The organism is Planosporangium flavigriseum (genome assembly GCF_011947225.1).
GTDB lineage: Bacteria > Actinomycetota > Actinomycetes > Mycobacteriales > Micromonosporaceae > Planosporangium > Planosporangium flavigriseum.
This window is the reverse complement of the sequence record NZ_JAATVW010000001.1, coordinates 329550-354440: the sequence shown is the minus strand read 5'-3', so window position 1 is coordinate 354440 and position 24891 is coordinate 329550. Positions and strand designations below refer to the sequence as shown.

The following is a 24891-nucleotide window of genomic DNA, read 5'->3' as shown; positions in this document are numbered from 1 at the left end:
GTCGGCGTCGGCCAGGTACCAGATTCGCCCGCCTGCGGTCACCTCGATCTGCCAAAGTGTCCCCGTGTCTACGGAGTGAGCAGTTGCCGTTCAGGTGTCACCGGAACGGTGTCGGCTGGGCGGTGCCGGCCGGGCGTGGCAGGATCGCCGCTGTGACGACCCCCGCCGTAGTCCCGGATCAAGCTTCCAAGCCGGCCTCCTCGGCCGAGCATGGCGGGGGGTGGCGGCGCGAGTCGCTGATCGCGCTCGCCGTCGCGGCCGTGATCGCCGCCCTCGGGCTGCCGCTGGGCCTGCTGTGGCGGGCGGTCGCCCCCAGGGTCGAGTTCGAGATGACCGACCTCGGGCCGACGCCGGTGCAGCCGGAGCCGGAGGGCTTCGTCGCCGGCGACGGGTGGTACGTGCTGATCACCTTCGCGACGGGGCTGCTCGCCGCGATCGTGGTGTGGGCGCTCGCGCGCCACCGCCGCGGTCCGCTGATCCTGCTCGGCCTGGCCGTGGGCTGCGTCGCGGGTGGTGTGCTGACGGCGTGGCTGGGCCACTACCTCGAGTACGCCCACTACCGGCAGCTGCTCACCAGCGCCCCGGTCGGCACGCACTTCCTGCGCCCGCCGTCCGTGCGGTCGGGCAGCGTCGGCCTGTGGTTCGGCTTCCTGCCCAGGGTGCAGGGCGCCGTCCTGGTCCAGGCGGTGACGGCCGTGATGGGGTACATGATGCTCGCGTCCTTCCACCTCGAGCCCGACCTGCGGCAGCCGGCGGACGACGACGCCGGTGCGGACGACGACGCCGGTGCGGACGACGAGGCCGGTGCGGGCGACGGCGTCAGTTCGGGGCCGACGGAGTCGCCAGCTCCGGCAGGCTCGCCGGCACGGCTTGAAGCTGATCCAGCAGCGCCACCTCGCGATTGAGCAGGGTGCGCTCGGCCCGTAGCCGGCTGACGGTGTCGGGCAGGGCGAGCAGCTGCTGGCGGTCGTCGGTGGTCAGCGAGGCCGTGGCGGCGATCAGGTGGGACAGCACGTTCGGGTCCTCGGGCAGTTGTTCGCCGGTGGGCGTGGACTCGCCACGCAGCATCCGGAGGTACCGCTGGAACACCGCGAGGACGCCGGGGGCGAGCGCGTCGGCCATGCCGGGCTCGCCCGGCTCCTCGTCCAGCCACTCCACCTGTGCGATCAGGTACGGCGCGGTCGTCGCGTCCACCTCGACGATGCGGAACCGGCGCCGGCCGACGGTCACGACGTCGAACTGACCGTCGGGGTGCTCGGTGACCTGTCGCAGGAGGGCGCTGCAGCCCACGTCGTACAGGCTGATCGAGGCGCCCGAGGTCAAGCCGACGGCCGGCTCGCCGCCGGGGCCGGTGTGCTCGACCTCCCAGCCGCTGCGGATGGCGACCACGCCGAATTCGCGGTCGGAGTCGGCGGGCAGGGCGATGATGTCGCGGATCAGTTCCCGGTAGCGGTCTTCGAAGACGTGCAACGGGAGCACCAGGCCCGGAAACAGGACGGTGCTCAGGGGGAACAGCGGTAGCGCTGCGGTCACGCCGCTGAGCGTATCCGACGGCCGTTTGCGTAATGTGCCGGTTACGTACCGTCCGTCCGATGCGAGAGCGCGGCGTGGATCTCATCCGCTGGACGGAACCGGTTCGCTTCCTGAGAGCCGCCTAGACTTCCCTATGTGCTGAACCGGATCGACCTGCGCGGCTCCACCGCTGACCCGCGCCGCCTGCTGCCCCGCGCCTCGCTCGACGTCTCGGCCGCCATGGAGCGGATCCGCCCGGTCGTCGAGGCGGTCCGCGAGCATGGGGCGAGCGCGGTCATCGAAGCAACCGAGCGCTTCGACGGCGTCCGGCTCGACACGCTGCGGGTACCCGCTGCCGAGATCGACGCGGCCGTCGAGGCGCTCGATCCGGCGCTGCGCGCGGCGCTGCTCGAGGCGATCAGCCGGGCCCGCAAGGTCCACTCCGACCAGCGTCGCGAGGACCACCTCACTCAGGTTGTGCCCGGTGGCACGGTCACCCAGCGCTGGCGGCCGGTGCGCCGCGTCGGCCTGTACGTGCCGGGCGGCCGCGCCGTCTACCCGTCGAGCGTGGTCATGAACGTGGTGCCGGCCCAGATCGCCGGGGTTGCGTCGATCTCCATCGCCAGCCCGCCGCAGCGCGAGACCGGCCGGCCGCACCCGCTCGTCCTGGCCGCCTGCGGCCTGCTCGGCGTCGACGAGGTGTACGCGGCCGGCGGCGCCCAGGCCGTGGCGATGTTTGCGTACGGCACGCAGGAGTCCGAGCCGGTCGACCTGGTCACCGGCCCGGGCAACATCTGGGTCACCGCCGCTAAGCGGCTCGTGCAGGGCACCGTCGGCATCGACGCCGAGGCCGGCCCGACCGAGATCGCGATCCTCGCCGACGACACCGCCGACCCGCGGCACGTCGCCGCCGACCTGATCAGCCAGGCCGAGCACGACCCCCTGGCGGCGAGCGTCCTCGTCACGCCGTCCGAGACCCTGCTGGCCGCCGTCGAGGCCGAACTGGACAGGCAGGTCGCCGCGACCAAGCACACCGAGCGGATCACCGAGGCGCTGACCGGCGAGCAGTCGGCCGTCGTCCTCGTCGACGACCTCGACCAGGGGCTGCGGGTGGTCGACGCGTACGGCGCCGAGCACCTGGAGATCCAGACGGAGAGCGCCCGCGCCGTTGCCGAGCGCGTCAACAGCGCCGGGGCGATCTTCGTCGGCGCGTGGTCGCCGGTGTCGCTCGGCGACTACTGCGCCGGCTCCAACCACGTGCTGCCCACCGGCGGGTGTGCCCGGCACTCGTCCGGACTGTCGGTGCAGACGTTCCTGCGTGGGGTGCAGCTCATCGAGTACTCGCAGGAGGCGCTGCGTGAGGTGTCCGGCCACGTGGTCACCCTCGCCGAGGCCGAGGACCTGCCGGCGCACGGCCAGGCGGTCAGTGTGAGGTTCAACCAGTGACTATCGACCTCAACGACCTCCCGCTCCGGGACGAGCTGCGGGGGATGCGGCCGTACGGCGCGCCTCAGCTCGACGTGCCGGTGCGGCTGAACACCAACGAGAACTCGTACGCCGTGCCCGACGTGGTCGTCGACGCCATGGCCAAGGCCGTCCAGGACGAGCTGCGCGACCTCAACCGGTACCCCGACCGCGACGCCGTCGCGCTGCGCACCGACCTGGCCTCCTACCTCGGCCACGGGCTGTCCGCCGCGAACACCTGGGCGGCCAACGGCTCCAACGAGATCCTCCAGCAGCTGCTGCAGGTCTTCGGCGGGCCGGGGCGCACCGCGCTGGGCTTCACCCCGGCGTACTCGATGCACCCGCTGATCTCGGTCGGCACGGGCACCCGCTGGGTCGACGGGAAGCGGGCCGGGGACTTCTCGCTGAGCGTGGAGCACGCGGTGGCGCAGGTCCGCGAGCACCGCCCCGACGTGGTGTTCCTCTGCTCGCCGAACAACCCGACCGGCACCGCCATGCCGATGGACGTGATCGAGGCGGTGGCGGCCGAGTCGACCGGCATGGTCATCGTCGACGAGGCGTACGCGGAGTTCGCCCGGCCCGGCACCCCGAGCGCGTTGACGCTGCTCTCCGCGTACCCGAGGTTGGTCGTCTCCCGCACGATGAGCAAGGCGTTCGCCCTGGCCGGCGCCCGCCTGGGCTATCTCGCGGCCGACCCGGCCGTGGTCGACGCGGTTCAACTCGTGCGGCTGCCCTACCACCTGTCGGCGCTGACCCAGGCCGCCGCCCGGGCCGCCCTTGCGTGCGCCGACACGCTGCTGGGCACGGTCGAGGCGATCAAGGAGCAGCGCGACCGGATCGTCGCCGAGCTGCGGACACGCGGGCTCGCCGTCGCGGACAGCGACGCCAATTTCGTCCTTTTCGGCGGGTTCGCCGACAGTGCCGGGGTCTGGCGACGGATGCTTGATCATGGCGTACTGATCCGCGACGTCGGCCTGCCCGGCTGGCTGCGGGTCACCGCCGGTACCCCCGAAGAGACCGACGCCTTCTTGGCCGCACTGGATCGGAGCATGTCGTGAGCCGCACCGGACGCGTGGAGCGCACCACCAAAGAGACCAAGGTGCTCGTCGAGGTCGACCTCGACGGCAGCGGCTCGGTCGAGGTCAGCACGGGCGTCGGCTTCTACGACCACATGCTCTCCCAGCTCGGCAAGCACGGCGGATTCGACCTGCGGGTGGTGACCGAGGGCGACCTGGAGATCGACGCCCACCACACCATGGAGGACACCGCGCTGGCGCTGGGCACCGCGTTCGCCCAGGCGCTGGGTGACAAGGTCGGCGTGACCCGGTTCGGCGACGCTGTCGTGCCGCTCGACGAGGTGCTCGTCCAGGCCGCCGTCGACCTGTCCGGCCGCCCGTACGTGGTGCACGACGAGCCGGCGAACATCGCGCCGTACATCGGGCAGATCTACGCGACCAGCATGACCCGCCACATCTGGGAGTCGTTCGGGCACACCGCGCGGATCACGCTGCACGTGAACGTGCTGCGCGCCGGCCGGCCGGGCGCCCAGCCCGACGCCCACCACGTCGTCGAGGCGCAGTTCAAGGCGGTCGCCCGGGCTCTTCGCCAGGCGGTGGCGCTCGACGGTCGGTCGGGCATCCCCAGTACCAAGGGGGTGCTGTAGGTGGCGCCGCGCGTCGTCGTCCTCGACTACGGCTCGGGCAACCTCCGCTCGGCGCAGCGGGCCCTCGAACGCGTCGGCGCCGACGTGACCGTGACCGACGACCTGGGGCTTGCCGCGGCCGCTGACGGTCTCGTCGTGCCGGGCGTGGGCGCCTACGCGGCCTGCATGGCCGGCATCGAGAAGATCGACGCCGGCCCGGCCATCGCCGAGCGGGTCCGCGGCGGCCGACCGGTGCTCGGCATCTGCGTCGGCATGCAGATTCTCTTCGAAAGCGGCGAGGAGCACGGCGTCGTGACGAAGGGGCTCGGTCTGCTGCCCGGCACGGTGACCCGGCTGACCGCGCCGGTCGTGCCGCACATGGGCTGGAACACCGTCGACTGGCCCGCTTCGTCGCTGCTGGGGCGCGGCGTGGAGCCGGGCACCCGGTTCTACTTCGTGCACTCGTACGCCGCTCCGCCGCTGGTGGAGGGCGCTGAGGTGGCGACGGCTGAGCACGGCGGGGCGTTCGCGGCGGCCATCGAGCGCGGCCCGCTGGCGGCGACCCAGTTCCACCCGGAGAAGTCCGGCGACGCCGGCGCGGCCCTGCTGGAGAATTGGGTCCGCTCGCTATGAGCAGCTCGCCATGAGCAAGGAGCGCGCCTTACGGCGGGCGGCGCGCGAGGCCGAGGCCCAAAAGGCGCGGGTACGCCGGGAGCGGGCCGCCCGCAGGCGCGACGCGCTGAACCGCCTCCGCCCGCGACTGCCCCGCCGGGGCCGCTCCGGCCGGCTGCCGTCCGGCCTGACCCGGGCCGAGCGGGCCGCCATCACGGTCGGTGCGCTGGCGGCGGTAACGTTCGTGTGGCTGCTGGTCGACGGAGTGTCGACCCGGATAGCCCTGACCATTTTGATCGCGCTCAGCGCGTCCATGTTGTTCGTACTTACTGTGAACCGGAGGACCTGACGTGGCCCTGACCCTGCTGCCCGCTGTCGATGTGGCCAACGGCCAGGCCGTACGCCTCGTCCAAGGAGCCGCCGGCAGCGAGACGGTCTACGGCGACCCGCTCGACGCCGCCCTCGCCTGGCAGCGCGACGGCGCCGACTGGGTGCACCTGGTCGACCTGGACGCGGCGTTCGGCCGTGGCTCCAACGCCGACCTGCTCGCCGACGTGATCAAGCGTCTCGACGTCGCCGTCGAGCTGTCCGGCGGTATCCGCGACGACGAGTCGCTGCAGCGGGCCCTCGCGACCGGCGCGGCCCGGATCAACCTCGGCACCGCGGCCCTGGAGAACCCGGACTGGACCGACCACGTCTGCGCCACCTACGGCGACCGCGTCGCGGTCGGCCTCGACGTGCGCGGGCACACCCTCGCCGCGCGGGGCTGGACCAAGGACGGCGGCGACCTGTTCGAGGTCCTCGACCGGCTCAACCGGGCCGGCTGCGCCCGGTACGTCGTGACCGACGTCCTGCGCGACGGCACGCTCACCGGCCCGAACGTCACCCTGCTGCTGCAGGTGTGCGAGCGCACCAAGAAGCCGGTCGTCGCGAGCGGCGGGGTCGCCAAGCTCGACGACCTGCGCCAGTTGGCGGCGCTCGAACCGGCCGGCGTCGAGGGCGTGATCGTGGGCAAGGCGCTGTACGCCGGGGCGTTCACCGTGGCCGAGGCGCTGGAAGTTCTGTCGGAGGAGCGGTGAGCGAGCGCAGCGAGCGAACCATGAGCTCAGTGCGTCGCGAATGCATCGCGGAGCGAAGCGAGGCGATGGTATGAGCGTAGCCGTACGGGTCATCCCGTGTCTGGACGTGGACGCCGGCCGGGTGGTGAAGGGCGTGCGCTTCGCCGACCTGCGCGACGCCGGTGACCCGGTCGAGCTGGCGGCCGCGTACGACGCCGCCGGCGCCGACGAGCTGGTCTTCCTCGACGTCACCGCGTCGGCCGACGAGCGGGCGACCATGCTCGACGTCGTACGCCGCACGGCCGAGAACGTGTTCATCCCGCTCACCGTCGGCGGAGGGGTCCGCTCGGTGGACAACGTGGACACCCTGCTGCGCGCCGGCGCCGACAAGGTCGGCGTCAACACCGCCGCCATCGCCCGGCCGGAGTTGATCGCCGAGATCACCGACCGGTTCGGCAGCCAGGTGCTCACGTTGTCGCTGGACGTGCGCCGCTCTGCGTCGGTGCCCAGCGGGTTCGAGGTGACCACGCACGGCGGGCGGCGCGGCGCCGGGCTCGACGCGGTCGAGTGGGCGGCCCGGGTGGCAGAGTTGGGCGCGGGGGAGATCCTGCTCAACTCGATGGACCGGGACGGCACCAAGGACGGCTTCGATCTGCCGCTGATCACGGCGGTACGGGCCGTGGTGGACATTCCGGTCATCGCCTCCGGCGGGGCCGGTGCGATCGAGCACTTCGCCCCGGCGGTTGGCGTCGGCGCCGACGCGGTCCTCGCGGCGAGCGTGTTCCACTTCGGGCAGTTGTCGATCGGCGAGGTCAAGTCCTCGCTGCGGGCGGCGGGCCACCCGGTCCGTTAGGTCGTCATGATCACCGAGAGTCTGTATCGCGAATCTCGGTGATCACCCTGAGTTTTGGGTGTCATAGCGCCCAAAACTCAGGGTGATCATGCGGACGTCGGTTTCAACCGCAGGCGCGCGGACCGAGAACAGTGGGATGAAGACGTGGGCCAGCGGCCCGATCGCCACCGCGTACAGCAGTGTCGCCCAGCCGACAGTGCCACCCAGCAGCCAGCCGACGACCAGGACGGTCACCTCGATCGTCGTGCGTACGAGCCGGATCGAACCCCCGGTGCGGGCCACGTACCCGGTCATCAGTCCGTCGCGAGGGCCCGGGCCGAGTCGGGCGCCGATGTACAGGCCGGTGGCGATCCCGTTGAGCACGATGCCGCCGATCAGGAAGGCCCACCGGGCGGCGAGCGGGTCGGGCGCGGGCAGCACCAGGAGCGCCGCGTCGACCGCCAGCCCGATCACGATCACGTTGGAGATCGTGCCGATGCCGGGGCGCTGGCGCAGCGGGATCCACAGCAGCAGGACGAGTACGCCGGTGGCGATGACCACGAGGCCGAACCGCAGGCCGGTGCGCCGGGCGATGCCCTGGTGGAACACGTCCCACGGATCCAGGCCGAGCCGGGCCTGAATCATGAGCGCCATGCTGAGCCCGTAGCAGACAAGGCCAATCTGTAACTGGATGAACCGGCGTACGAACTGGTGCCGCAGTGGTATGGCTACAGAGTTGCTAGTGGAGCCCATGCATGCCACTCTGAAGGCCAATCGGGGATGTAGATAGAGCCAATTTGGGGGGAGTGGCCTTGGCTGGCACCGTTCGTGGGTCTCAACTAGCGCGGCTTCTCGGCGGGTGGCAGGGCGCAGGCCGAGCGGGCGGGCCCGAGTATGCGCGACTCGCCGCCGCCGTCCGTGGCCTGCTCACCGACGGGCGGCTGGCGCTCGGCGTACGCCTGCCGGCCGAGCGCGAGCTGGCCCAGGCGCTCGGCCTGAGCCGTACCACCGTGACCGCCGCGTACCGGACGCTGCGCGAGTCCGGCCACCTGACCAGCCGGCGGGGCGCCGGCAGCTGGACCGCGCTGCCCAGCGGGCACCGTGTCGGCACCTCCGGGCTGTGGGGGCCGATCGAGGACGACGACACCATCGACCTCGGACAGGCGGCGCTACCGGCTCCGCCCGAACTGACCGCCGCGGTCGCCGCGGCAGCCGAGGACCTGCCGCCCTACCTCACCGGCGCCGGCTACCACCCGATGGGCCTGGCGGTGCTGCGTGAGGCCGTCGCCCGCGAGTACACCGAGCGGGGGCTGCCCACCCTGCCCGACCAGATCATGATCACGGCCGGCGTGTCGCACGCCCTCGACCTGGTGCTGCGGCTGCTCGTCGCGCCCGGACAGCGCGTACTGCTGGAGGCGCCGACGTACCCCAACGCCCTCACCGCGGTCGTCGCCAGCCGGGCCCGCGTCATCGGGTACGCCCTGGGCGATGCCGGCTGGGACTCTGACCTGCTGCTGAGCACCGTCCGGGACGCCCGGGCGCGGCTGGCGTACCTGATCCCCGACTTCCACAACCCGACCGGCCATCTCATGGAGACGGCGCTGCGGGAGCGGCTGCCGGCCGCGGCGCACGCGGTGGGCACCGACGTGGTCGTCGACGAGTCCTTCGCCGACCTGCGGCTGGACGGGCCGGAGCTGCCCCCGGCGGTGGCGACGTTCGACCGGGCGGCCCGGGTGCTCACCATCGGTGGGATGAGCAAGCCGTACTGGGGTGGCCTGCGTATCGGCTGGGTACGGGCGGCCACCTCGGTGACGGCCCGGCTGGCCGCCGCGCGGGTCGCGGTCGACATGTCCTCGCCAGTGCTCGACCAGCTCGTCGGGGCGCACCTGCTGGGCGCACGTCAGCAGGTGGTGGCGGCGCGCCGAGCCGAGCTGACCGCGCGCCGGGACACCCTCGTCGCCGCGCTGCGCGCGCACCTGCCCGAGTGGCGGTTCGTCGTACCGCACGGGGGCTTGAGCCTGTGGGTCGAGCTGGACGCGCCGGTCTCCAGCGCCCTCGCCCGCGCCGTGGAGGAGCTGGGCGTACGGGTGGCGGCGGGGCCCCGGTTCGGCGCCGACGGCACGATGGAGCGGTTCCTGCGGCTGCCCTACACCCTGCCGGAGGCCGACCTGGTCGAGGCGGTCCGGCGGCTGGCGCAGGCCCGGGAGAGCCTCGACCGGGTGCCGGTACGCCAACTGCGCGCCCCCGCGATCGTCGCCTGAGCAGCGTGCAGGGGAGGGCGTTCGCCCTCCCCTGCACCTTTGGCGTCAGATCTCGGCGAGCGCGCCCGCGTACATCTTCTCGACGTCGTCAGAGAACGTCTTCTCGACGACGCGGCGCTTCACCTTCAACGACGGCGTGAGCTCGCCGTCCTCGATGGACAGGTCGCGGGGCAGGATCTGGAACCGCTTGATGGTCTCCCAGCGGTTGAGCCGCTCGTTGAGTTGCTGCACGTAGCCGGCGACCATGTCGTGCGCCTCCTGGGAGGTCACGATCTCGGCGTACGGGCGACCGGCGAGCGGCCCGCCCGCGGCCCAGGCTGCGATGGCGTCGGGGTCCAGCGTGACCAGCATCGTGCAGTAGTTGCGCGCCTGGCCGATCACGAGCGCCTGCGAGGTGTACGGGCAGATCGACTTGAACATGCCCTCGATGTGGCTGGGCGCCACGTATTTGCCGCCCGACGTCTTGATCAGGTCCTTCTTACGGTCGGTGATGCGCAGGTATCCGTCGGCGTCGAGTTCGCCGATGTCCCCGGTGCGGAAGAACCCGTCCGAGGTGAACGCGGCGGAGGTCTCCGCCGGCAGGTTGTGGTAGCCGCGCATCACCGGGACGCCGCGAAGCAGGATCTCGCCGTCGGTGTCGAGCTTTACCTCCAGGTCGCCGAGGGACTGGCCGACGGTGCCGACGCGTACGTGGTCGGGGCGGTTGACGAACGAGCCAGCGAACGTCTCGGTCAGCCCGTACCCCTCGAGGATCGGCATGCCGGCGGCGTAGAAGAACTCGGCGATCTCCTTGGACAGCGGCGCCGAGCCGGACACCATGCCGCGCATCCGGCCGCCCATGCGCTCCTGCAACTTCACGAAGACGAGCTTGGTGGCGATCGCGTACTTGATCGACAGCCCGGCCGGGATCGGCTTGCCGGCCTGCTTCAGCGCTGCGACCTGCTTGCCCACGCGCAGCGCCCAGGTGAAGATCTTCCATTTCGCGCCGCCGCCGGCGCGGGCCGTGGTCACGACGGTGTTGTACACCTTCTCGAACACGCGCGGCGCGGCCGCCATGATGGTCGGCCGGATCTTGCCCAGGTTGTCGACGATCTTGTCGACCCGGCCGTCCACGTAGGTCGGCATGCCGACGTAGATGACCCCGCTCAGCAGCGTCTTGCCGAACGAATGCGACAGCGGCAGCCACAGGTACTGCAGGTCGTCGGGGAGCAGCAGGCCCATGTCGGCCTGGGACCGGCCCTGCCAGACCCAGCCGGCGTGCAGCAGTTCGACTCCCTTGGGCCGGCCGGTCGTGCCGGAGGTGTAGATCAGGGTGGCGAGGTGGTCGGGGCCGATGCCGTCGACGATCTCCTCGATCAGGCCGGGCCGCTGGGCGAGAAGCGTGTTACCGCGCCGCTCAAGCTCCGCGAGGCTGAGCGACAGCACGTCCGCCGTACCGGGCTCCCCGTCGATCACCACGATTGCGGCGAGGTCGGGCAGGTTGGCGTTCTTCATCTTCGCGGCCTGGTCGGCGTTTTCCGCGATGAGCACCTTCGAACCGGAGTCGCCGACGATGAAGGCGGCGTCCTCGGCCTCCGTCGTCGGGTACACGGTCGTGGTCGCCGCGCCCGCGCACATCACGCCGAGGTCGGCGAGCACCCACTCCAGCCGCGTGCTGGCCAGGATCGCGACCCGGTCCTCCGGCCGCACCCCCAGTTCGTACAGCCCGGCCGCGATCGCCTTGGCCCGCGTGCCGACCTGGGACCAGGTCAGCCACACCGGGTCGCCGACGTCTCCGGGCGCCGGGTGCGCGAACGCACGGGCGTCGGGAGTTGTTGCCACCCGCTTGAGGAACATGTCAGGGATGGACCGGTAGGGCAGCTCAGTCAACGGTGGCCTCCGCAGGGGTGTTCGTGATGAGGGTCACGGCCTGTGTTACCGAAGAGTAAGTTGCGGTGGGGCCTTTCGGCTAGTCCAGTCTGGCCTAGAGGCCGAATCGTGCTCTACGCACTTCGTCGACCAGGTCGTCCGGGCCGCTGGTATCGACCAGGGTCGCACGTTGCCGCCCGTAGAAGAAGAGAATGAGCTCACCCGGGTCGCCGCGCAGGGTGACCGCGGGTGTCCCGTCGCCCACCGTGAACGCGCCGTGACCGGGCGCCTCGACGCGGACGGTCGCGTCGAAGCGGCGAAGGTTGAGGCGGGCCAGCGTCGCTGCCCGCCGCCACAGCCGGGCCGCCAGGCCCGGGTCGAGGGGGCGGGGCTGCCAGCCGGGTTCGCCCCGGCGGACGTCCTCGGTATGCACGAAGAACTCGACGGTGTTGGCGGCCTCGTCCAGGGGCGCCAGGCTCATCGGGCTCCATCTCGGCGGGTGGCGCACCAGGTCGACCAGTTCGGTGTAGTCGTGGCCGTCGCGGTAGCCGCGCTGGACCCGCTCGGTCCAGCCGGCGAGCGGTCTGGCCAGGATGCCGACGACGGCGTCGGGGCGGCGGTCGCGCAGGGCCACGTGGGCGGCCAGGTCGCGCGCCGTCCAGCCGTCGCAGAGGGTCGGCGCGTCCGGCCCCACCTCCAGCAGGGCGTCGGCGAGGGCGTCGCGCTCCATCGGGGCGTACCTCGGCATGCACCCCATCATAGACGTAGATCATCATGTGACGCCGGACACAGTTGGTAACGAAGGTGCGGATCCGGCCGCGTCTGGTAAGGATGGACACCGCTAGCGATGACTTACCAGGGGAGCGGTGTTGAATAGCGACCGAGTGCTCGGCAAGGGATTTCGGGTACTCGGTCACAGCATCCGCGAGCAGCCCCGACTCTTCTCGATCGGCGTGGCCGGCAGCGTCCTGTTCAGCGTCCTCATCATCGCCGGGGCGTACATCGTCGGCGCCATCATCGGCCACGTGGTCGTACCGGCGATCGACCACCGTCACGTCGGCGTGGCGGCCCTGGCCGGCGGCGCCGGGGTGATCTTCGGTGTCAGTGCGGCCAAGGTGCTGGGCCTGTTCGGCCGGCGGCTCGGTGCCGGCGCGATGCAGTTCCGCCTGCAGGCCACCTACCGCCGTCGCGTCACCCGCCGGTACCTGGAACTTCCCCTGGCCTGGCACCACCGCAACGCCACCGGCACCCTCCTGTCCAACGCGAACGCCGACGTCGAGGCGGCCTTCTACCCGATCGCACCGCTGCCGTTCGCCGTCGGGACCGTCGTCATGCTGTTCGTCGCGGTCGCGTCGCTGTTCTTCACCGACTGGGTGCTCGCGCTCGTCGGGGTCGGGGTCTTTCTCGCGCTGCTGGGCATGAACATCGTGTACTCGCGGCTGATCTCGCCGCGGGTGTCGGCCGCCCAGCGGCTGCGGGCCGAGGTCTCCGCGGTCGCCCACGAGAGCTTCGACGGCGCGCTCGTGGTCAAGACGATGGGGCGGGAGGGCGACGAGACGCAGCGGTTCGCGGCGAAGGCCGGCGAACTGCGCGACGCGATGATCCGGGTGGGCCGGATCCGTGGCCTGTTCGACCCGGCCCTGGACGCGCTGCCCAGCTTCGGCACCCTGACCGTGCTGCTCGTCGGCGCCTGGCGGCTGCGTCAGGGCGCGATCACCGTTGCCGACCTTGTGAGCGTGGCCTTCCTGTTCACCGTGCTGGCGTTCCCGGTACGGGCGATCGGCTGGGTGCTCGCCGAGTTGCCGCGCAGCGCCGTCGGGTGGGAACGGGTACAGAACGTGCTGACCGCCACCGGCGACATGGCGTACGGGGAGGCCGAGCTGGCGGCCGATCCCAAGCCGGCGACCCTGCGCTTCGAGAACGTCGACTTCGCGTACGCCGCGACGGTGCCGGGTCGCGGCCCGTCAGGCACGAGCGAGCCGGCACCCTCGTTAGGGCAGCCCGTGCTGCACGGCGTGACGTTCGAGGTGCCGGCCGGGCGTACGGTCGCGCTCGTCGGGCCGACCGGATCGGGCAAGTCCACGATTGCCTCGCTCGCCGCCCGGCTGGTCGACCCGACCGCTGGCAGCGTGTACCTCGACGGGGTCGACGTGTCGGACCTGGCCCACGAGTCGCTCGCCGCGACCGTCGCGCTGGTGCCGCAGGTGCCGTTCGTCTTCGACGACACGGTCCGGGGCAACATCACCCTCGACCGGCCGGGCGTCGACGACGCAGGTGCCTGGGCGGCGCTGCGGGTGGCCCAGGCTGAGTCGTTCGTGTCCGCACTGCCGCAGGGGCTCGACACCACGGTCGGTGAGCGGGGCACGTCGCTGTCGGGCGGCCAGCGCCAGCGGCTGACCCTGGCCAGGGCCCTCGCCGGCGGCCCCCGGCTGCTCATCCTCGACGACGCCACCAGCGCGGTCGACCCGCGCGTGGAGGCGGCGATCCTGTCGTCCCTGCGCGACGGCGGGGCCGGAGCCTCCGTGCTGGTCGTCGCCTACCGCCGGGCCACCATCGCGCTCGCCGACGAGGTCGTCTACGTCGAGCACGGCCGGGTCGTCGCCCACGGCACCCATGCCGAGCTGCTGGCGACCGTCCCCGGTTACGCCGACCTGGTCACCGCGTACGAGAAGGCCGACGCGGAGCGGGAGCGCGAGAAGGCCTACGACGAGCCACCGGCGAACAGCAACAACCCCTCCGCAACCAACAACAAGGGGATCTCATGACGACCGCCGTGAGCCAGGCGTCCACCTGGTCCACCCTGCGGCGCGGGCTCGCGATGTCGCCCGAACTGCGCAGCGGGCTGGCCGGCACCCTCGTGCTCGCTTTCTTCGCGACGGCCGGCCGGGTGGCCGTCCCCATCGCGGTCCAGCGGGGCATCGACCACGGCCTGCTCGTGCAGGGCGGCCCGGACCTCGGCGCCATCGCGGGCGTCGTCGCCGTCACCGCCCTCGTGCTGCTGGTGACGATGATCAGCGCGTACCTGATGAACGTCCGCCTGTACACGGTCAGCGAGACGGCCCTCGCGGGCATCCGGACGAGGACCTTCCGCCACATCCACGACCTGTCGATGCTGCACCAGCAGAGCGAGCGGCGCGGCTCGCTGGTGTCCCGGGTGACCGGCGACGTCGACCAGATGAGCCAGTTCCTGCAGTGGGGCGGGGTGATCCTGCTGGTCAGCCTCGGCCAGCTCACCATCACCACGGTGGTCATGGCCACGTACTCCTGGCAGCTCACCCTGGTCGTCTACGCCGCGTTCGCCCCGGTCGTGTTCGTCATCCGGCACTTCCAGAAGCGGCTGACCGTCGCGTACGGGGTCGTGCGTGCCCACGTCGGCACGATGCTCGCCGCCATCTCCGAGAGCGTCGTCGGCGCGGCCGTGATCCGGGCGTACGGGGTGCGCCGGCGGACCGAGTCCCGGCTCGACGCCGCGATCGAGGACAACCGGCGCGCCCAGTTCACGGCGCTGCGGACCAGCGTCACCAGCTTCACGGCGGGGGAGTGGGCGTCCGGCCTGGCGACCGCGGCCGTGGTCGTCGTCGGTGTGCTGCTCGGGATCGGTGGGCACCTGACCGTGGGTCAGCTGACCGCGTTCCTGTTCCTGGTCACGCTGTTCGTCCAGCCGGTGCAGATCGCCACCGAGGTGCTCAACGAGGCGCAGAACGCGATCGCCGGCTGGCGCCGCGTGCTCGATGTGCTCGACCAGGCCCCGGACGTGGCCGACCCCGGCGAGGCAGGCCTCGATCTGCCACCCGGCCCGATCGACGTCCGGTTCTCCCACGTCCGCTTCGCGTACCCCGGCGGTCCTGAGGTCTTGAGCGACGTCGACCTCGCGATCCCGGCACAGATCAGGGTGGCCGTCGTCGGGGAGACCGGCAGCGGCAAGACCACCTTCGCCAAGCTGCTCACCCGGCTCATGGACCCCACGAGTGGGCAGGTGCTGCTGTCCGGCGTCGCGCTGACCGACGTACGCTTCGCGTCGCTGCGCCGCCGCGTGGTGATGGTGCCGCAGGACGGGTTCCTGTTCGACGCGAGCGTCGCCGACAACGTCCGCTTCGCCCGCCCGGACATCAGCGACGAGGACCTGTACCTGGCCTTCGCCGAACTGGGGCTCGCCGACTGGGTCGACGGGCTCGTCGAGGGCCTTTCCACGCAGGTCGGCGAGCGCGGCGAGGCGCTGTCGGTGGGGGAGCGCCAGCTGGTGGCCCTCGCCCGGGCGTACGTGGCCGACCCCGACCTGCTCGTGCTCGACGAGGCGACCAGCGCGGTCGACCCGGCCACCGAGGTACGGCTGCAGCGCACCCTCGACGCGGTCACCCGGGGGCGGACCACCATCGCGATCGCGCACCGGCTGTCCACCGCGCAGGCCGCCGACGAGGTGCTCGTCGTCGACCGCGGACGGGTCGTCCAGCGCGGACCGCACGACGAGCTCGTCCGCGACCCCGAGTCCGTGTACGGGCGGCTGTACGCGTCCTGGTTGGAACAGACCCGCGCGTCGTAACCGGGGCCCTTTGCGCCAAAGGTGCACCCTTGTGGCATGTCCAAAAGGTACGTCCAGCACTACCCGGTCGAGGAGTACGAGGGCGACTACGACGTCTACGGTGACCACGGCGATGACGAGTACGTGGAACCGGAGCCCGTCCGCCGTACCGCGCCCGCGTCGGTGCACCTCGTCGCGATCATCGGGTACGTGGCCGGGCTCGCGCTGCTCGCGGCCGGTGTCGCCGCCGTGGTGTATGCGCTGGGCGGTCACCGATACCTCGAAGGGCAGTTCGCGGTCGACCTGTCCGCGGTGACCGGCGCGGGCATCGCGGTCGGTGCGCTGCTCGTGTTCGCGGCGCTGTTCACGCTGGCCATCTCACGCAAGCTGCAGCGCGGCCGGCGGTGGGTACGGGTGCTCGTCCTGCTCCTCGCCGCGGCGAGCATCGCCCACACGCTCTACACCGGCCTGTTCGCCGTGGGCGGGTCGAACGTGCTGCTCGGGCTGGTCCTACCGGTGATCTACGTGGTGCTGCTGAACACGTCGGCGGCCCGGTCCTGGTTCCGCCGGCACACCTACTGATCCAGCGGGCCGCTGAGGTACCGCTGGATCGTCGGCGCGACGGTGGCGACGATCGTTTCGGGGGGCGCGCTCGCGAGCGGTTCGAGCTTGATGATGTACCGGGCCATGATCAGGCCCATCAGCTGCGACGCGACCAGCGACGCCCGCAGCGGCCCTTCGTTCGGGTCGAGTTCGAGGTTGCCGATGACGCGGCGCAGGATCTGGGTGGTGATGAACTCGCGCAGCATCCGCGCCGACCAGTCGTGGCTGACGGCGCTGCGGACCAGCGCGGCCGCCGGGGTGCCGGCGGGGGAGTCCCAGACGGTCACGAAAGTGCGCACGAGGCGCTCGCCGATCCCGTCGAGGCCGCCGGCGACGACCTGCTCGATCGCCTTGCCGGGGTCGATGGGCGCCTCCATGGCGGCCAGGAACAGTTGCTCCTTGGCGCCGAAGTAGTGGTGGACCAGCGCCGGGTCGACCCCGGCGCTGGTCGCGATCTGGCGGATGGACGCCTTGTCGTAGCCGCGCTCGGCGAACGCCTGCCGGGCCGCGGTGAGGATCGCCTCCCGGGTGTCGGAGTAGCCGGGCCGTCGGCCGGTGCGGGGCATGCCTCTCCTTGTTCCTACGAGGTCCGCCGGCGCAGCGTCGCCGCACCGAGCAGCAGCGCGACCACGATGCACCCGATCACCACGGCCACGTCGCGCCACATCGTGGCGGTCGGGTCGGCGTGCCGGCTCACTTCGGTGAGCGCGTCGACCGCGTACGTCATCGGCATCACGTTACTGATCGTTTCCAGCCAGCCGGCCATCTGGTCCCGCGGCCAGATCAGGCCGCACAGCAGCATCTGCGGCAGGACGAAGGCGGGCATGAACTGTACGGCCTGGAACTCGCTCTGCGCGAACGCGCTCACCAGCAGGCCGATCGCCATGCCGAGGACGGCGTTGCCGATGGCGAGCCCGGCGACGGTCCACGCGCTGCCGGCCGTAGCGAGGTCGAGCAGCGCGTACGCCAGCCCGGCCGCCACCGCCGCCTGTGCCGCGGCGGCGAGGGCGAACGCCAGGGCGTAGCCGAAGAGCAGGTCGAGCTTGTGCACCGGCGTGGTGAGCAGGCGCTCCAGGGTGCCGGTCGTCCGCTCCCGCAGCATGGCGACGCTGGTGATCAGGAACATCGCGATGAACGGGAAGACACCGAGCATGGTGACGCCGACCCGGTTGAAGATGGCCGGCTGGGAGTCGAAGACGTAGCGCATCAGGGTCAGCAGCAGCGCCGGCACGACCAGCAGCAGCCCGATGGTACGCGGGTCGTGGCGCAGTTGGCGCAGGATCCGCGCCGTCGTGTGCAGGGTGATCCGGGCCGACATCACGCCACCGCCTTCTCTTGCGCCAGCACGAGGCGCAGGAACGCCTCTTCCAGGTCATCGGTGCCGGTGGCGGCGCGCACCGCAGCCGGGGTGTCGTCGGCGACGATCCGCCCCTCGCGGAGGAGGATCAGCCGTTCGCAGCGCCCGGCCTCGTCCATGACGTGGCTGGAGACCAGCAGCGTGGTGCCGGCCCGCGCCAGGTCGTGGAACTGCTGCCACAGGTCGTTTCGCAGCACCGGGTCCTGGCCGACGGTCGGCTCGTCGAGGACGAGCAGTTCGGGCTTTGACACCCATGCGCAGGCCAGCGATACGCGGGCGCGCTGGCCGCCGGAGAGGGTCGTGACGAGCTGATCGGCGGCCTGCTTGAGCCCGACGTCGATGATCGCCTGGTCGGCCTGGCGGTGTCCGATGCCGTAGAGGGAGGCGAAGTATCGGGCGTTCTCGCGGACGGTCAGGTCGGCGTAGACGCTGGGCGCCTGGGTCACGTAGCCCACCCGGTGCCGCAGTGCTGGGCTGCCGGCCGGCTGGCCGAGCACGGTCACGCTGCCGGACTTGATCTTCTGTACGCCGACCACGCACCTTATGAGGGTGGTCTTGCCGCTGCCGCTGGGGCCCAACAGGCCGGTGACGCTGCCCCGCGGAACGGTGCAGCTCAGGCCGTGGAGCACCGGCCGCTTACCGCGTAGGACGACGAGGTCGTCGACGCCGATCGCGATCTCCATGGTGGCCTCCGAAACTCAACGAGCGTTGAAATCAACGGTAGGTGAATTCTTTGATCGGCACAAGACGATGTGACGGGGAGTGTGATCAGCTACAAGATCGACATGTACGGCTGTCCGGATCTTGGAGAGCAAGGCACCAATATTGATGCCTTGCTCTCCAAGATCTAAAGGATCAGAGCGCGAGTACGCGGTCGAGAAACTCCCGGTACCGCCGGATCGCCACCCGTAGCGACTCGGTGTCCGGATTGTCGGACGTGCGCCGGGGATCCAGGTCGGCGTGCTGGCGTTGCAGCGCCGCGGCGAGGGCGTCGACCGCGTCGGTCACGACGGCGGCCGCCGCCGTCACGGCGAAGTTCGGGTCGTCGACGAACAGGGTCCCGGCCGCACGGATGCGGGCGCGGAACGCCTCGGCCTCGGCGGAGGCGTCTCCCCACAGCGTGATGCGTGTCTCGGGTACGTCGCCGGGGCGCAGCGCGCCGGCCGACGGCGGCGCTGAGTCCGACCCGGTCTCCGGTTCATCGGTTTCGTCCGGCTCGGCCACCCAAGCGACCTCGGCAGGCTCGGCTGCTTCGGCCTGCTCGATGTCCGCTTCGTCGACGTCGGCCTCCGCATCGCGCGCCGGGGCGGTGACGGTCACCTGCTCGACGTCTGCGGCGGGCTCGGCCTCCCACGGCGCGGGCTCGGCCTCCCACGGCGCGGGCTCGGCCTCCCACGGCGCGGGACCGGCCGCAGGCTCCTCGTCGGCCGGCGCCGAGTGCGCGGGACGGAACGCGAACGGGCTGGGCTGCTCGTGCCATGGCTCGGTGGGCGGTTCCCACGGGGGGCGCTGGCTCGGTATCCCCGCTGTGCCCACCGCCCGTTGGGAGGGCAAGGTGTCGCCGAAGGGGTGCCCCGTCGTATCCGGGTCCATGATGCTCCTTATGTCCACTCGTCCGGCGGACTCGCGCCGCCGGGGCAGCACTGCTCGTGGGGAGCCGGGCAGGCAGATGCCATCGCCTCGGGTTAGATCTGGACGCGCCAACGCTTCGGTGCGGATCTCACGCATGCCGATGCGCCCCCACAAATTACCGCTGATGTCCCTGCCGCACACCCCCGCAAAAGGGGCTGTGGGGGCGGGCGTCCGGTGCACCCGGCGGATGGGAGAGAATCGGGCACTGTGCAGCTAGAACCCGACACGCAGCTCGATCCGGCCATCGCGACGCGGCTCAAGCGCGATCCGGCCGGCCTGATTCCCGCGATCGTCCAGGAAGCCGCCACCGGCACCGTCCTGATGCTGGCGTGGATGGACGACGAGGCGCTGCGGCGCACCCTGACCACCGGCCGGGCGACCTACTGGTCGCGCAGCCGACGGGAGTACTGGGTGAAGGGTGACACGTCCGGGCACCATCAGTACGTGCGCTCGGTGGCGCTCGACTGCGACGGCGACGCCCTGCTGCTGACCGTGGAGCAGGTCGGAGCGGCCTGCCACACGGGCGAGCACAGCTGCTTCTTCGACGTCCTCCGGGAGGAGAAGGCATGACGACCGGCGCCGTCGTACCCGACGAGGCGACCTTCCGCGCGCTGGCGCGTACCCGGCGGGTGGTGCCCGTGACGCGGCGGCTGCTCGCCGACGGCGAGACGCCGGTCGGGGTCTACCGCAAGCTGGCCGGCGGGCCGGGGACGTTCCTGCTGGAATCGGCCGAGCAGGGGGCCGGATCGGCCGGGGCGGTCTGGTCGCGGTACTCGTTCATCGGCGTGCGCAGCGCCGCCACGCTCGTGGAACAGGGTGGCGGCGCCCACTGGCTGGGTACCCCGCCTGACGGCGTGCCCACCGCCGGTGACCCGGCCGAGGTGCTGCGCGCGACGGTCGCGGCGCTGCACGCCCCGGAGCCCGACGAGATCGACCTGCCGCCGCTGTCCGGCGGGATGGTCGGCTTCATCTCGTACGACATGGTCCGCCGGTTCGAGCGGCTGCCCGAGCTCGCCGAGGACGACCTGGGGCAGCCGGCGCTGGGCATGATGCTCGCGACCGACCTGGTCGCGCTCGACCATTTCGCCGGCGCTGCGGTCCTCATCGCCAACGCGGTGCTGCCGGTCGATCCGTCCGACGACGACCTCAAGGCCGCCTACCACCAGGCCATCGGCCGGCTCGACGCGATGACGACCGCCCTGTCGCGCCCTACGCCGCCGATGGTGTCCACGGTGGACCGCGCCGATGTCGCCGGCGTGACGAGCCGGACGGCCCCCGGCGAGTACCCGAAGGCCGTTGAGGTGGCCAAGGAGGCGATCCGGGCCGGCGAGTGCTTCCAGATCGTGCTCGCCCAGCGCTTCGAGCGCCCGACCGACGCCGACCCGCTCGACGTGTACCGGGTGCTGCGCACCTCCAACCCCAGCCCGTACATGTACCTGTTGCGCTTCGACGACTTCGACATCGTCGGGTCGTCTCCCGAGGTGCACGTGAAGGTCACCGGTCGGCGGGCGATGCTGCATCCGATCGCGGGTACCCGCTGGCGGGGCGCGACGCCGGCCGAGGACGCCGCGCTCGCGGCGCAGTTGCTCGCCGACCCCAAGGAGCGCTCCGAGCACGTGATGCTGGTCGACCTGGCCCGCAACGACCTCGGCCGGGTGTGCAAGCCGGGCACCGTGGAGGTGCCCGAGTTCGCCACCGTCGAGCGGTACAGCCACGTGATGCACATCGTCAGCACGGTCGTCGGTGAGCTGGCCGACCGGTACTCGGCGTTCGACACCCTCGCCGCCACGTTCCCGGCCGGCACCCTGTCCGGGGCGCCCAAGGTCCGGGCGATGGAGATCATCGAGGAGTTGGAGCCGGTCCGGCGCGGCGTGTACGGCGGTGTCGTGGGCTACTTCGGGTTCGGCGGGGACATGGACACCGCCATCGCCATCCGTACCGCGCTGTTCCGTGACGGCATGGCGTACGTGTCGGCCGGGGCGGGCATCGTGGCCGACTCCAACCCGGAGGCCGAGGAGACCGAGACCCGTAACAAGGCTGCCGCGGTGCTCGCCGCGATCACGGCGGCGGAGACGCTGCGGCCGGCGCGATGAGCCCCAACCGGGTACGTGCCGTCGCGGTCCTGGCCTGTGCCGCAGGTGCCGGGCTGGCGCTGCTGGCCGCCGGCCGCACCTGGACGCACGTCACGGTGGTGCGCCCGGCGCCGCTGCCGGCCCTGAACGAGGCGAAGACCGGCGCCGCGCTGCTGCCGTGGTTGTCCGCCCTCGCCCTGGTCGCGCTCGCCGGGGCGGGCGCCCTGCTCGCCACCCGCGGGCTGGTGCGCGCCGCGGTGGGCGTACTGCTGGTGTTGTCGGGGTTTGGGCTGGCCGCCGGCGCGCTGTCGAAGCTGGGGGTCGCCACGCCGGCCTGGCCGGTGCTGACCGCGCTGGGTGGCCTGCTCGTCGCCGGCTCAGGCGTGTTGACGATGGTGTACGGGCGGGCGTGGCCGGGCATGAGCGCCCGGTACGAACGGCCGGCGGGAACGGCGACCGCGCCGCGCGGCGAGGCGCAGATCTGGGACGCTCTCGACCGTGGTGAGGACCCCACTCAATAGGGGGCTTGACATTATGCCGTACGCGCTGTGGTGACGACGCCCATACCCCGGACACCTACCCCGTTCGGACTCCGCTTAGCATCGGGCGCATGACAGCGGAAGAGGGGAGTCCGCAGAACCCCGAGCGTTTCCAGCCCGAGTCCGGCCACGTGCTGGATGAGATTCTGGCTGGCGTACGTGAAGACGTGGCCGTGCGCCAGGAGCGGGTTCCGCTGGAGCAGATCAAAGAGCTGGCCGCCGCCGCGCCGCCAGCCAAGGACGCGTACACGATCCTGCGCGCCCCCGGTGTGGGGGTGATCGCGGAGGTCAAGCGCTCGTCGCCCTCCAAGGGGCAGCTCGCGGAGATTCCGGACCCGGCAGAGCTGGCCCAGGAGTACGCGGCGGGCGGCGCGCGCTGTATCAGCGTGCTGACCGAGGGGCGCTGGTTCGGCGGCAGCCTCGAAGACTTCGCGGCGGTGCGGGCCGTGGTGGACGTTCCGTTGCTGCGCAAGGACTTCGTCGTCTCCAGCTACCAGGTGCACGAGGCCCGCGCGTACGGCGCCGACGTCATCCTGCTGATCGTCGCCGCGCTGGACCAGAACACGCTGACCGGCCTGCTCGACCGCGTCGAGAGCCTGGGCATGACGGCGCTCGTCGAGGTGCACAACGAGGAGGAAGCCGACCGGGCCCTGGACGCCGGTGCCCGCGTGATCGGCGTCAACGCCCGCAACCTGCGTACCCTCGAGGTGGACCGCTCGGTGTTCGAGCGGATCGCCCCCGGCTTGCCGGGGCACGTCGTCAAGATCGCGGAGTCGGGGGTGCGGGGCCCGCACGACCTGATTCGCTACGCGTCGGCCGGTGCCGACGCGGTACTGGTCGGGGAGGGCCTGGTGACCCACAAGAGTCCGCGGGAGGCGGTGGCTGAGCTGGTGACCGCCGGCAGCCACCCGGCGACGCCGAGGCCGACCCGATGAGCGAGACGGAGTTCGGCCCGGACGGAACAGGTCACTTCGGCCGCTACGGCGGCCGGTTCGTGCCGGAGGCGCTGATCGCGGCGCTCGACCAGCTCGACGTCGAGTACCGCAAGGCCATGACCGACGAGGTGTTCCAGGCCGAGTTCGGCCGGCTGCTGCGCGACTACGCCGGCACCCCGTCGATGCTCTACGACGCCACTCGGCTGTCGCAGCAGGCGGGCGCCCGGATCCTGCTCAAGCGCGAAGACCTCAACCACACCGGTGCGCACAAGGTCCGTAACGTGCTCGGCCAGGCGCTGCTGACCAAGCAGATGGGCAAGAAGCGGATCATCGCCGAGACCGGCGCCGGCCAGCACGGCGTCGCCAGCGCCACGGCGGCCGCCCTGCTCGACCTCGAGTGCGTGGTCTACATGGGCGAGGAGGACACCCGCCGGCAGGCCCTCAACGTCGCCCGCATGGAGCTCCTCGGCGCGACGGTCATCCCGGTGACCACCGGTTCCCGCACCCTCAAGGACGCGATCAACGAGGCGCTGCGCGACTGGGTCACCAACGTCGACGAGACGCACTACCTGCTGGGCACCGCGGCCGGGCCGCACCCGTTCCCGGCGATGGTGCGCGACTTCGTGCGCGGCATCGGCGTGGAGGCTCGCCAGCAATGCCTGGACGTCACCGGCGCGCTGCCCGACGCCGTCGCGGCCTGCGTGGGCGGCGGCTCCAACGCGATCGGCATCTTCCACGCGTTCGTCCCGGACACCGACGTGCGGCTGTACGGCTTCGAGGCCGGCGGCGACGGTGTGGAGACCGGCCGGCACGCGGCCAGCATCACCGGCGGCGGCCTGGGCGTGCTGCACGGCGCGAAGACGTACCTGCTGCAGGACGAGGACGGCCAGACGATCGAGTCGCACTCGATCTCGGCCGGGCTGGACTACCCGGCGGTCGGGCCGGAGCACGCGTGGCTGGCCGACACCGGCCGGGCGATCTACGAGCCGGTGACCGATGCCGAGGCGATGCAGGCGTTCCAGCTGCTGTGCCGTACCGAGGGCATCATCCCGGCGATCGAGAGCTCGCACGCCCTCGCCGGGGCGCTGCGGATCGCGCCGAGGCTCGCGGAGGAGCTGGGGCGTACCCCGACGATCGTGGTCAACCTGTCCGGCCGAGGCGACAAGGACGTGGAGACCGCAGGAAAGTGGTTCGAGGTCCTGTGAGCGTCAGTATCGCTTTTGAGAAGGCGAAGGCCGAGGGCCGCGCCGTCCTGGTCGGCTACCTGCCGGCCGGGTTCCCGACCGTCGACGGCGGGATCGCCGCCGTCCGGGCCATGGTCGAGGCCGGCGTCGACGTCGTCGAGGTCGGCTTCCCGTACTCCGACCCGGTCATGGACGGCCCGACCATCCAGCGCGCCGCGGAAGCCGCCCTCGCCGGCGGCGTACGCGCGGCGGACGTGCTCCGCACCGTCGCCGCCGTCGCCGACGCCGGCGCGTCCGTGCTGGTCATGTCGTACTGGAACCCGATCGAGCGCTACGGCGTCTCCGCGTTCGCCCGTGACCTCGCCGCCGCGGGCGGCGCCGGTCTCATCACCCCCGACCTGATCCCGGACGAGGCCGACGAGTGGATCGCCGCCTCCGACGAGCACGGCCTCGACCGGGTGTTCCTGGTGGCGCCGTCGTCGACCGACGAGCGGGTACGCATGACCACCGCGGCGTGCCGTGGCTTCGTGTACGCCAGCAGCGTCATGGGCGTCACCGGTGCCCGCGACCAGACCTCGACTGCCGCGCCCGTGCTGGTGGACCGGGTGCGGCGGCTGTCGGCCAACCCGGCCCTGCCGGTCTCGGTCGGGCTCGGGGTGCGCGACGGAGCGCAGGCCGCCGAGGTGGCGTCCTTCGCCGACGGGGTGATCGTCGGCAGCGCGCTGGTCGACGCTCTGCTCCGCGCGCCGGACCTCGATGCGGGCCTCGCCGCGCTGCGTGCGCTCGCCGCCGACCTCGCCGGGGGCGTACGCCACGCCTGA

Annotated in this window: 26 protein-coding genes; 18 read left to right on the top strand and 8 right to left on the bottom strand. The window is 71.8% G+C overall.

The genetic code is table 11. The annotated features are described in order from the left end of the window. The first annotated feature begins 152 nt into the window (after nt 1-152). The gene (locus tag HC028_RS01510; protein WP_168071874.1) at nt 153-905 is read left to right on the top strand and encodes a DUF2567 domain-containing protein; all 753 of its coding nucleotides are present in this window, start codon (nt 153-155) and stop codon (nt 903-905) included. On the opposite strand, the gene HC028_RS01505 is transcribed toward HC028_RS01510, so the two are convergent. Beyond that, nucleotides 820-1533 carry an LON peptidase substrate-binding domain-containing protein gene (locus tag HC028_RS01505; RefSeq protein WP_168071873.1) on the bottom strand — a complete coding sequence of 238 codons (714 nt, stop codon included), beginning with the start codon at nt 1531-1533 and terminating at the stop codon, nt 820-822. The genes HC028_RS01510 and HC028_RS01505 overlap by 86 nt on opposite strands. Nucleotides 1534-1668: 135 nt before the next feature. Here HC028_RS01505 and hisD point away from each other — a divergent pair, with 135 nt between their 5' ends. The 7 genes from hisD to hisF all read left to right on the top strand — a co-directional run bounded on the left by hisD (nt 1669) and on the right by hisF (nt 7141). Then, the gene (gene hisD, locus HC028_RS01500; protein ID WP_168071872.1) at nt 1669-2958 is read left to right on the top strand and encodes a histidinol dehydrogenase; all 1290 of its coding nucleotides are present in this window, start codon (nt 1669-1671) and stop codon (nt 2956-2958) included. 2 nt (nt 2959-2960) lie between these two features. Then, entirely contained in the window at nt 2961-4034 is a 1074-nt protein-coding gene (locus HC028_RS01495) for a histidinol-phosphate transaminase (protein ID WP_203981175.1), read from the top strand. Further along, nucleotides 4031-4639 carry an imidazoleglycerol-phosphate dehydratase HisB gene (gene hisB, locus HC028_RS01490; protein ID WP_168071870.1) on the top strand — a complete coding sequence of 203 codons (609 nt, stop codon included), beginning with the start codon at nt 4031-4033 and terminating at the stop codon, nt 4637-4639. Before HC028_RS01495 ends, hisB begins: the two co-directional genes overlap by 4 nt. Next, the gene (gene hisH / locus HC028_RS01485; RefSeq protein ID WP_168071869.1) at nt 4640-5251 is read left to right on the top strand and encodes an imidazole glycerol phosphate synthase subunit HisH; all 612 of its coding nucleotides are present in this window, start codon (nt 4640-4642) and stop codon (nt 5249-5251) included. It abuts the gene before it with no gap. 10 nt (nt 5252-5261) lie between these two features. Then, the gene (locus HC028_RS01480) at nt 5262-5579 is read left to right on the top strand and encodes a hypothetical protein (protein ID WP_168071868.1); all 318 of its coding nucleotides are present in this window, start codon (nt 5262-5264) and stop codon (nt 5577-5579) included. Nucleotide 5580: 1 nt separating this feature from the next. After that, entirely contained in the window at nt 5581-6309 is a 729-nt protein-coding gene (gene priA / locus HC028_RS01475) for a bifunctional 1-(5-phosphoribosyl)-5-((5-phosphoribosylamino)methylideneamino)imidazole-4-carboxamide isomerase/phosphoribosylanthranilate isomerase PriA (RefSeq protein WP_168071867.1), read from the top strand. Nucleotides 6310-6379: 70 nt separating this feature from the next. After that, the gene (gene hisF, locus HC028_RS01470) at nt 6380-7141 is read left to right on the top strand and encodes an imidazole glycerol phosphate synthase subunit HisF (protein ID WP_168071866.1); all 762 of its coding nucleotides are present in this window, start codon (nt 6380-6382) and stop codon (nt 7139-7141) included. A gap of 42 nt (nt 7142-7183) precedes the next feature. Here the strand turns inward: hisF and yczE are convergent, their stop codons facing one another. Beyond that, the gene (yczE, locus tag HC028_RS01465; RefSeq protein ID WP_239075324.1) at nt 7184-7873 is read right to left on the bottom strand and encodes a membrane protein YczE; all 690 of its coding nucleotides are present in this window, start codon (nt 7871-7873) and stop codon (nt 7184-7186) included. A 59-nt stretch (nt 7874-7932) separates the two neighbouring features. On the opposite strand from yczE, the gene yczR reads away from it, so the two are divergent. Continuing rightward, complete coding sequence (gene yczR / locus HC028_RS01460) at nt 7933-9381, top strand: MocR-like transcription factor YczR (protein ID WP_168071865.1); 1449 nt, start codon at nt 7933-7935, stop codon at nt 9379-9381. Between the two features lie 45 nt (nt 9382-9426). On the opposite strand, the gene HC028_RS01455 is transcribed toward yczR, so the two are convergent. Both HC028_RS01455 and HC028_RS01450 read right to left on the bottom strand, forming a co-directional pair. Beyond that, a complete protein-coding gene (locus tag HC028_RS01455) occupies nt 9427-11217 on the bottom strand; it encodes an AMP-dependent synthetase/ligase (protein ID WP_168072239.1) in 1791 nt (596 codons plus the stop codon). 127 nt (nt 11218-11344) lie between these two features. Further along, on the bottom strand, nt 11345-11977 hold the full coding sequence (locus tag HC028_RS01450; protein ID WP_168071864.1) for a TIGR03085 family metal-binding protein: 633 nt from the start codon (nt 11975-11977) through the stop codon (nt 11345-11347). 136 nt (nt 11978-12113) lie between these two features. Between HC028_RS01450 and HC028_RS01445 the strand changes: the two genes are divergently transcribed. Genes HC028_RS01445 through HC028_RS01435 form a run of 3 tightly spaced genes read left to right on the top strand, consistent with a single transcriptional unit; the run spans nt 12114 to nt 16330 of the window. Then, a complete protein-coding gene (locus tag HC028_RS01445; protein ID WP_168072237.1) occupies nt 12114-13994 on the top strand; it encodes an ABC transporter ATP-binding protein in 1881 nt (626 codons plus the stop codon). Next, entirely contained in the window at nt 13991-15769 is a 1779-nt protein-coding gene (locus HC028_RS01440) for an ABC transporter ATP-binding protein (RefSeq protein WP_168071863.1), read from the top strand. The genes HC028_RS01445 and HC028_RS01440 overlap by 4 nt, the downstream gene beginning before the upstream one ends. A gap of 36 nt (nt 15770-15805) precedes the next feature. Then, nucleotides 15806-16330, top strand: a complete 525-nt coding sequence (locus HC028_RS01435) for a hypothetical protein (RefSeq protein WP_168071862.1) — start codon at nt 15806-15808, stop codon at nt 16328-16330. Here HC028_RS01435 and HC028_RS01430 read toward each other — a convergent pair. The 4 genes from HC028_RS01430 to HC028_RS01415 all read right to left on the bottom strand — a co-directional run bounded on the left by HC028_RS01430 (nt 16324) and on the right by HC028_RS01415 (nt 19301). After that, on the bottom strand, nt 16324-16917 hold the full coding sequence (locus HC028_RS01430; RefSeq protein ID WP_168071861.1) for a TetR/AcrR family transcriptional regulator: 594 nt from the start codon (nt 16915-16917) through the stop codon (nt 16324-16326). The two genes, HC028_RS01435 and HC028_RS01430, sit on opposite strands and share 7 nt — an antisense overlap. 14 nt (nt 16918-16931) lie before the next feature. After that, nucleotides 16932-17669 (bottom strand): ABC transporter permease, encoded by a 738-nt coding sequence (locus HC028_RS01425; protein ID WP_168071860.1) that lies wholly within the window; start codon nt 17667-17669, stop codon nt 16932-16934. Further along, nucleotides 17669-18391: an ABC transporter ATP-binding protein gene (locus HC028_RS01420; RefSeq protein ID WP_168071859.1), complete on the bottom strand. Its 723-nt coding sequence runs from the start codon at nt 18389-18391 to the stop codon at nt 17669-17671. The genes HC028_RS01425 and HC028_RS01420 overlap by 1 nt, the downstream gene beginning before the upstream one ends. Before the next feature lie 172 nt (nt 18392-18563). Beyond that, complete coding sequence (locus tag HC028_RS01415) at nt 18564-19301, bottom strand: hypothetical protein (RefSeq protein WP_168071858.1); 738 nt, start codon at nt 19299-19301, stop codon at nt 18564-18566. 153 nt (nt 19302-19454) lie between these two features. On the opposite strand from HC028_RS01415, the gene hisI reads away from it, so the two are divergent. From hisI to trpA, 6 genes are all read left to right on the top strand, one after another. Further along, complete coding sequence (gene hisI, locus HC028_RS01410; RefSeq protein ID WP_373313843.1) at nt 19455-19910, top strand: phosphoribosyl-AMP cyclohydrolase; 456 nt, start codon at nt 19455-19457, stop codon at nt 19908-19910. Then, complete coding sequence (locus HC028_RS01405; protein ID WP_168071856.1) at nt 19907-21433, top strand: anthranilate synthase component I; 1527 nt, start codon at nt 19907-19909, stop codon at nt 21431-21433. The genes hisI and HC028_RS01405 overlap by 4 nt, the downstream gene beginning before the upstream one ends. Next, nucleotides 21430-21933, top strand: coding sequence for a Trp biosynthesis-associated membrane protein (locus HC028_RS01400; RefSeq protein WP_168071855.1), 504 nt, complete (start codon nt 21430-21432; stop codon nt 21931-21933). The genes HC028_RS01405 and HC028_RS01400 overlap by 4 nt, the downstream gene beginning before the upstream one ends. Before the next feature lie 149 nt (nt 21934-22082). After that, on the top strand, nt 22083-22886 hold the full coding sequence (gene trpC / locus HC028_RS01395; RefSeq protein WP_168072234.1) for an indole-3-glycerol phosphate synthase TrpC: 804 nt from the start codon (nt 22083-22085) through the stop codon (nt 22884-22886). Beyond that, nucleotides 22883-24091, top strand: coding sequence for a tryptophan synthase subunit beta (trpB, locus tag HC028_RS26945; RefSeq protein ID WP_203981163.1), 1209 nt, complete (start codon nt 22883-22885; stop codon nt 24089-24091). Before trpC ends, trpB begins: the two co-directional genes overlap by 4 nt. Then, nucleotides 24088-24891: a tryptophan synthase subunit alpha gene (gene trpA / locus HC028_RS26940; RefSeq protein ID WP_203981162.1), complete on the top strand. Its 804-nt coding sequence runs from the start codon at nt 24088-24090 to the stop codon at nt 24889-24891. Before trpB ends, trpA begins: the two co-directional genes overlap by 4 nt.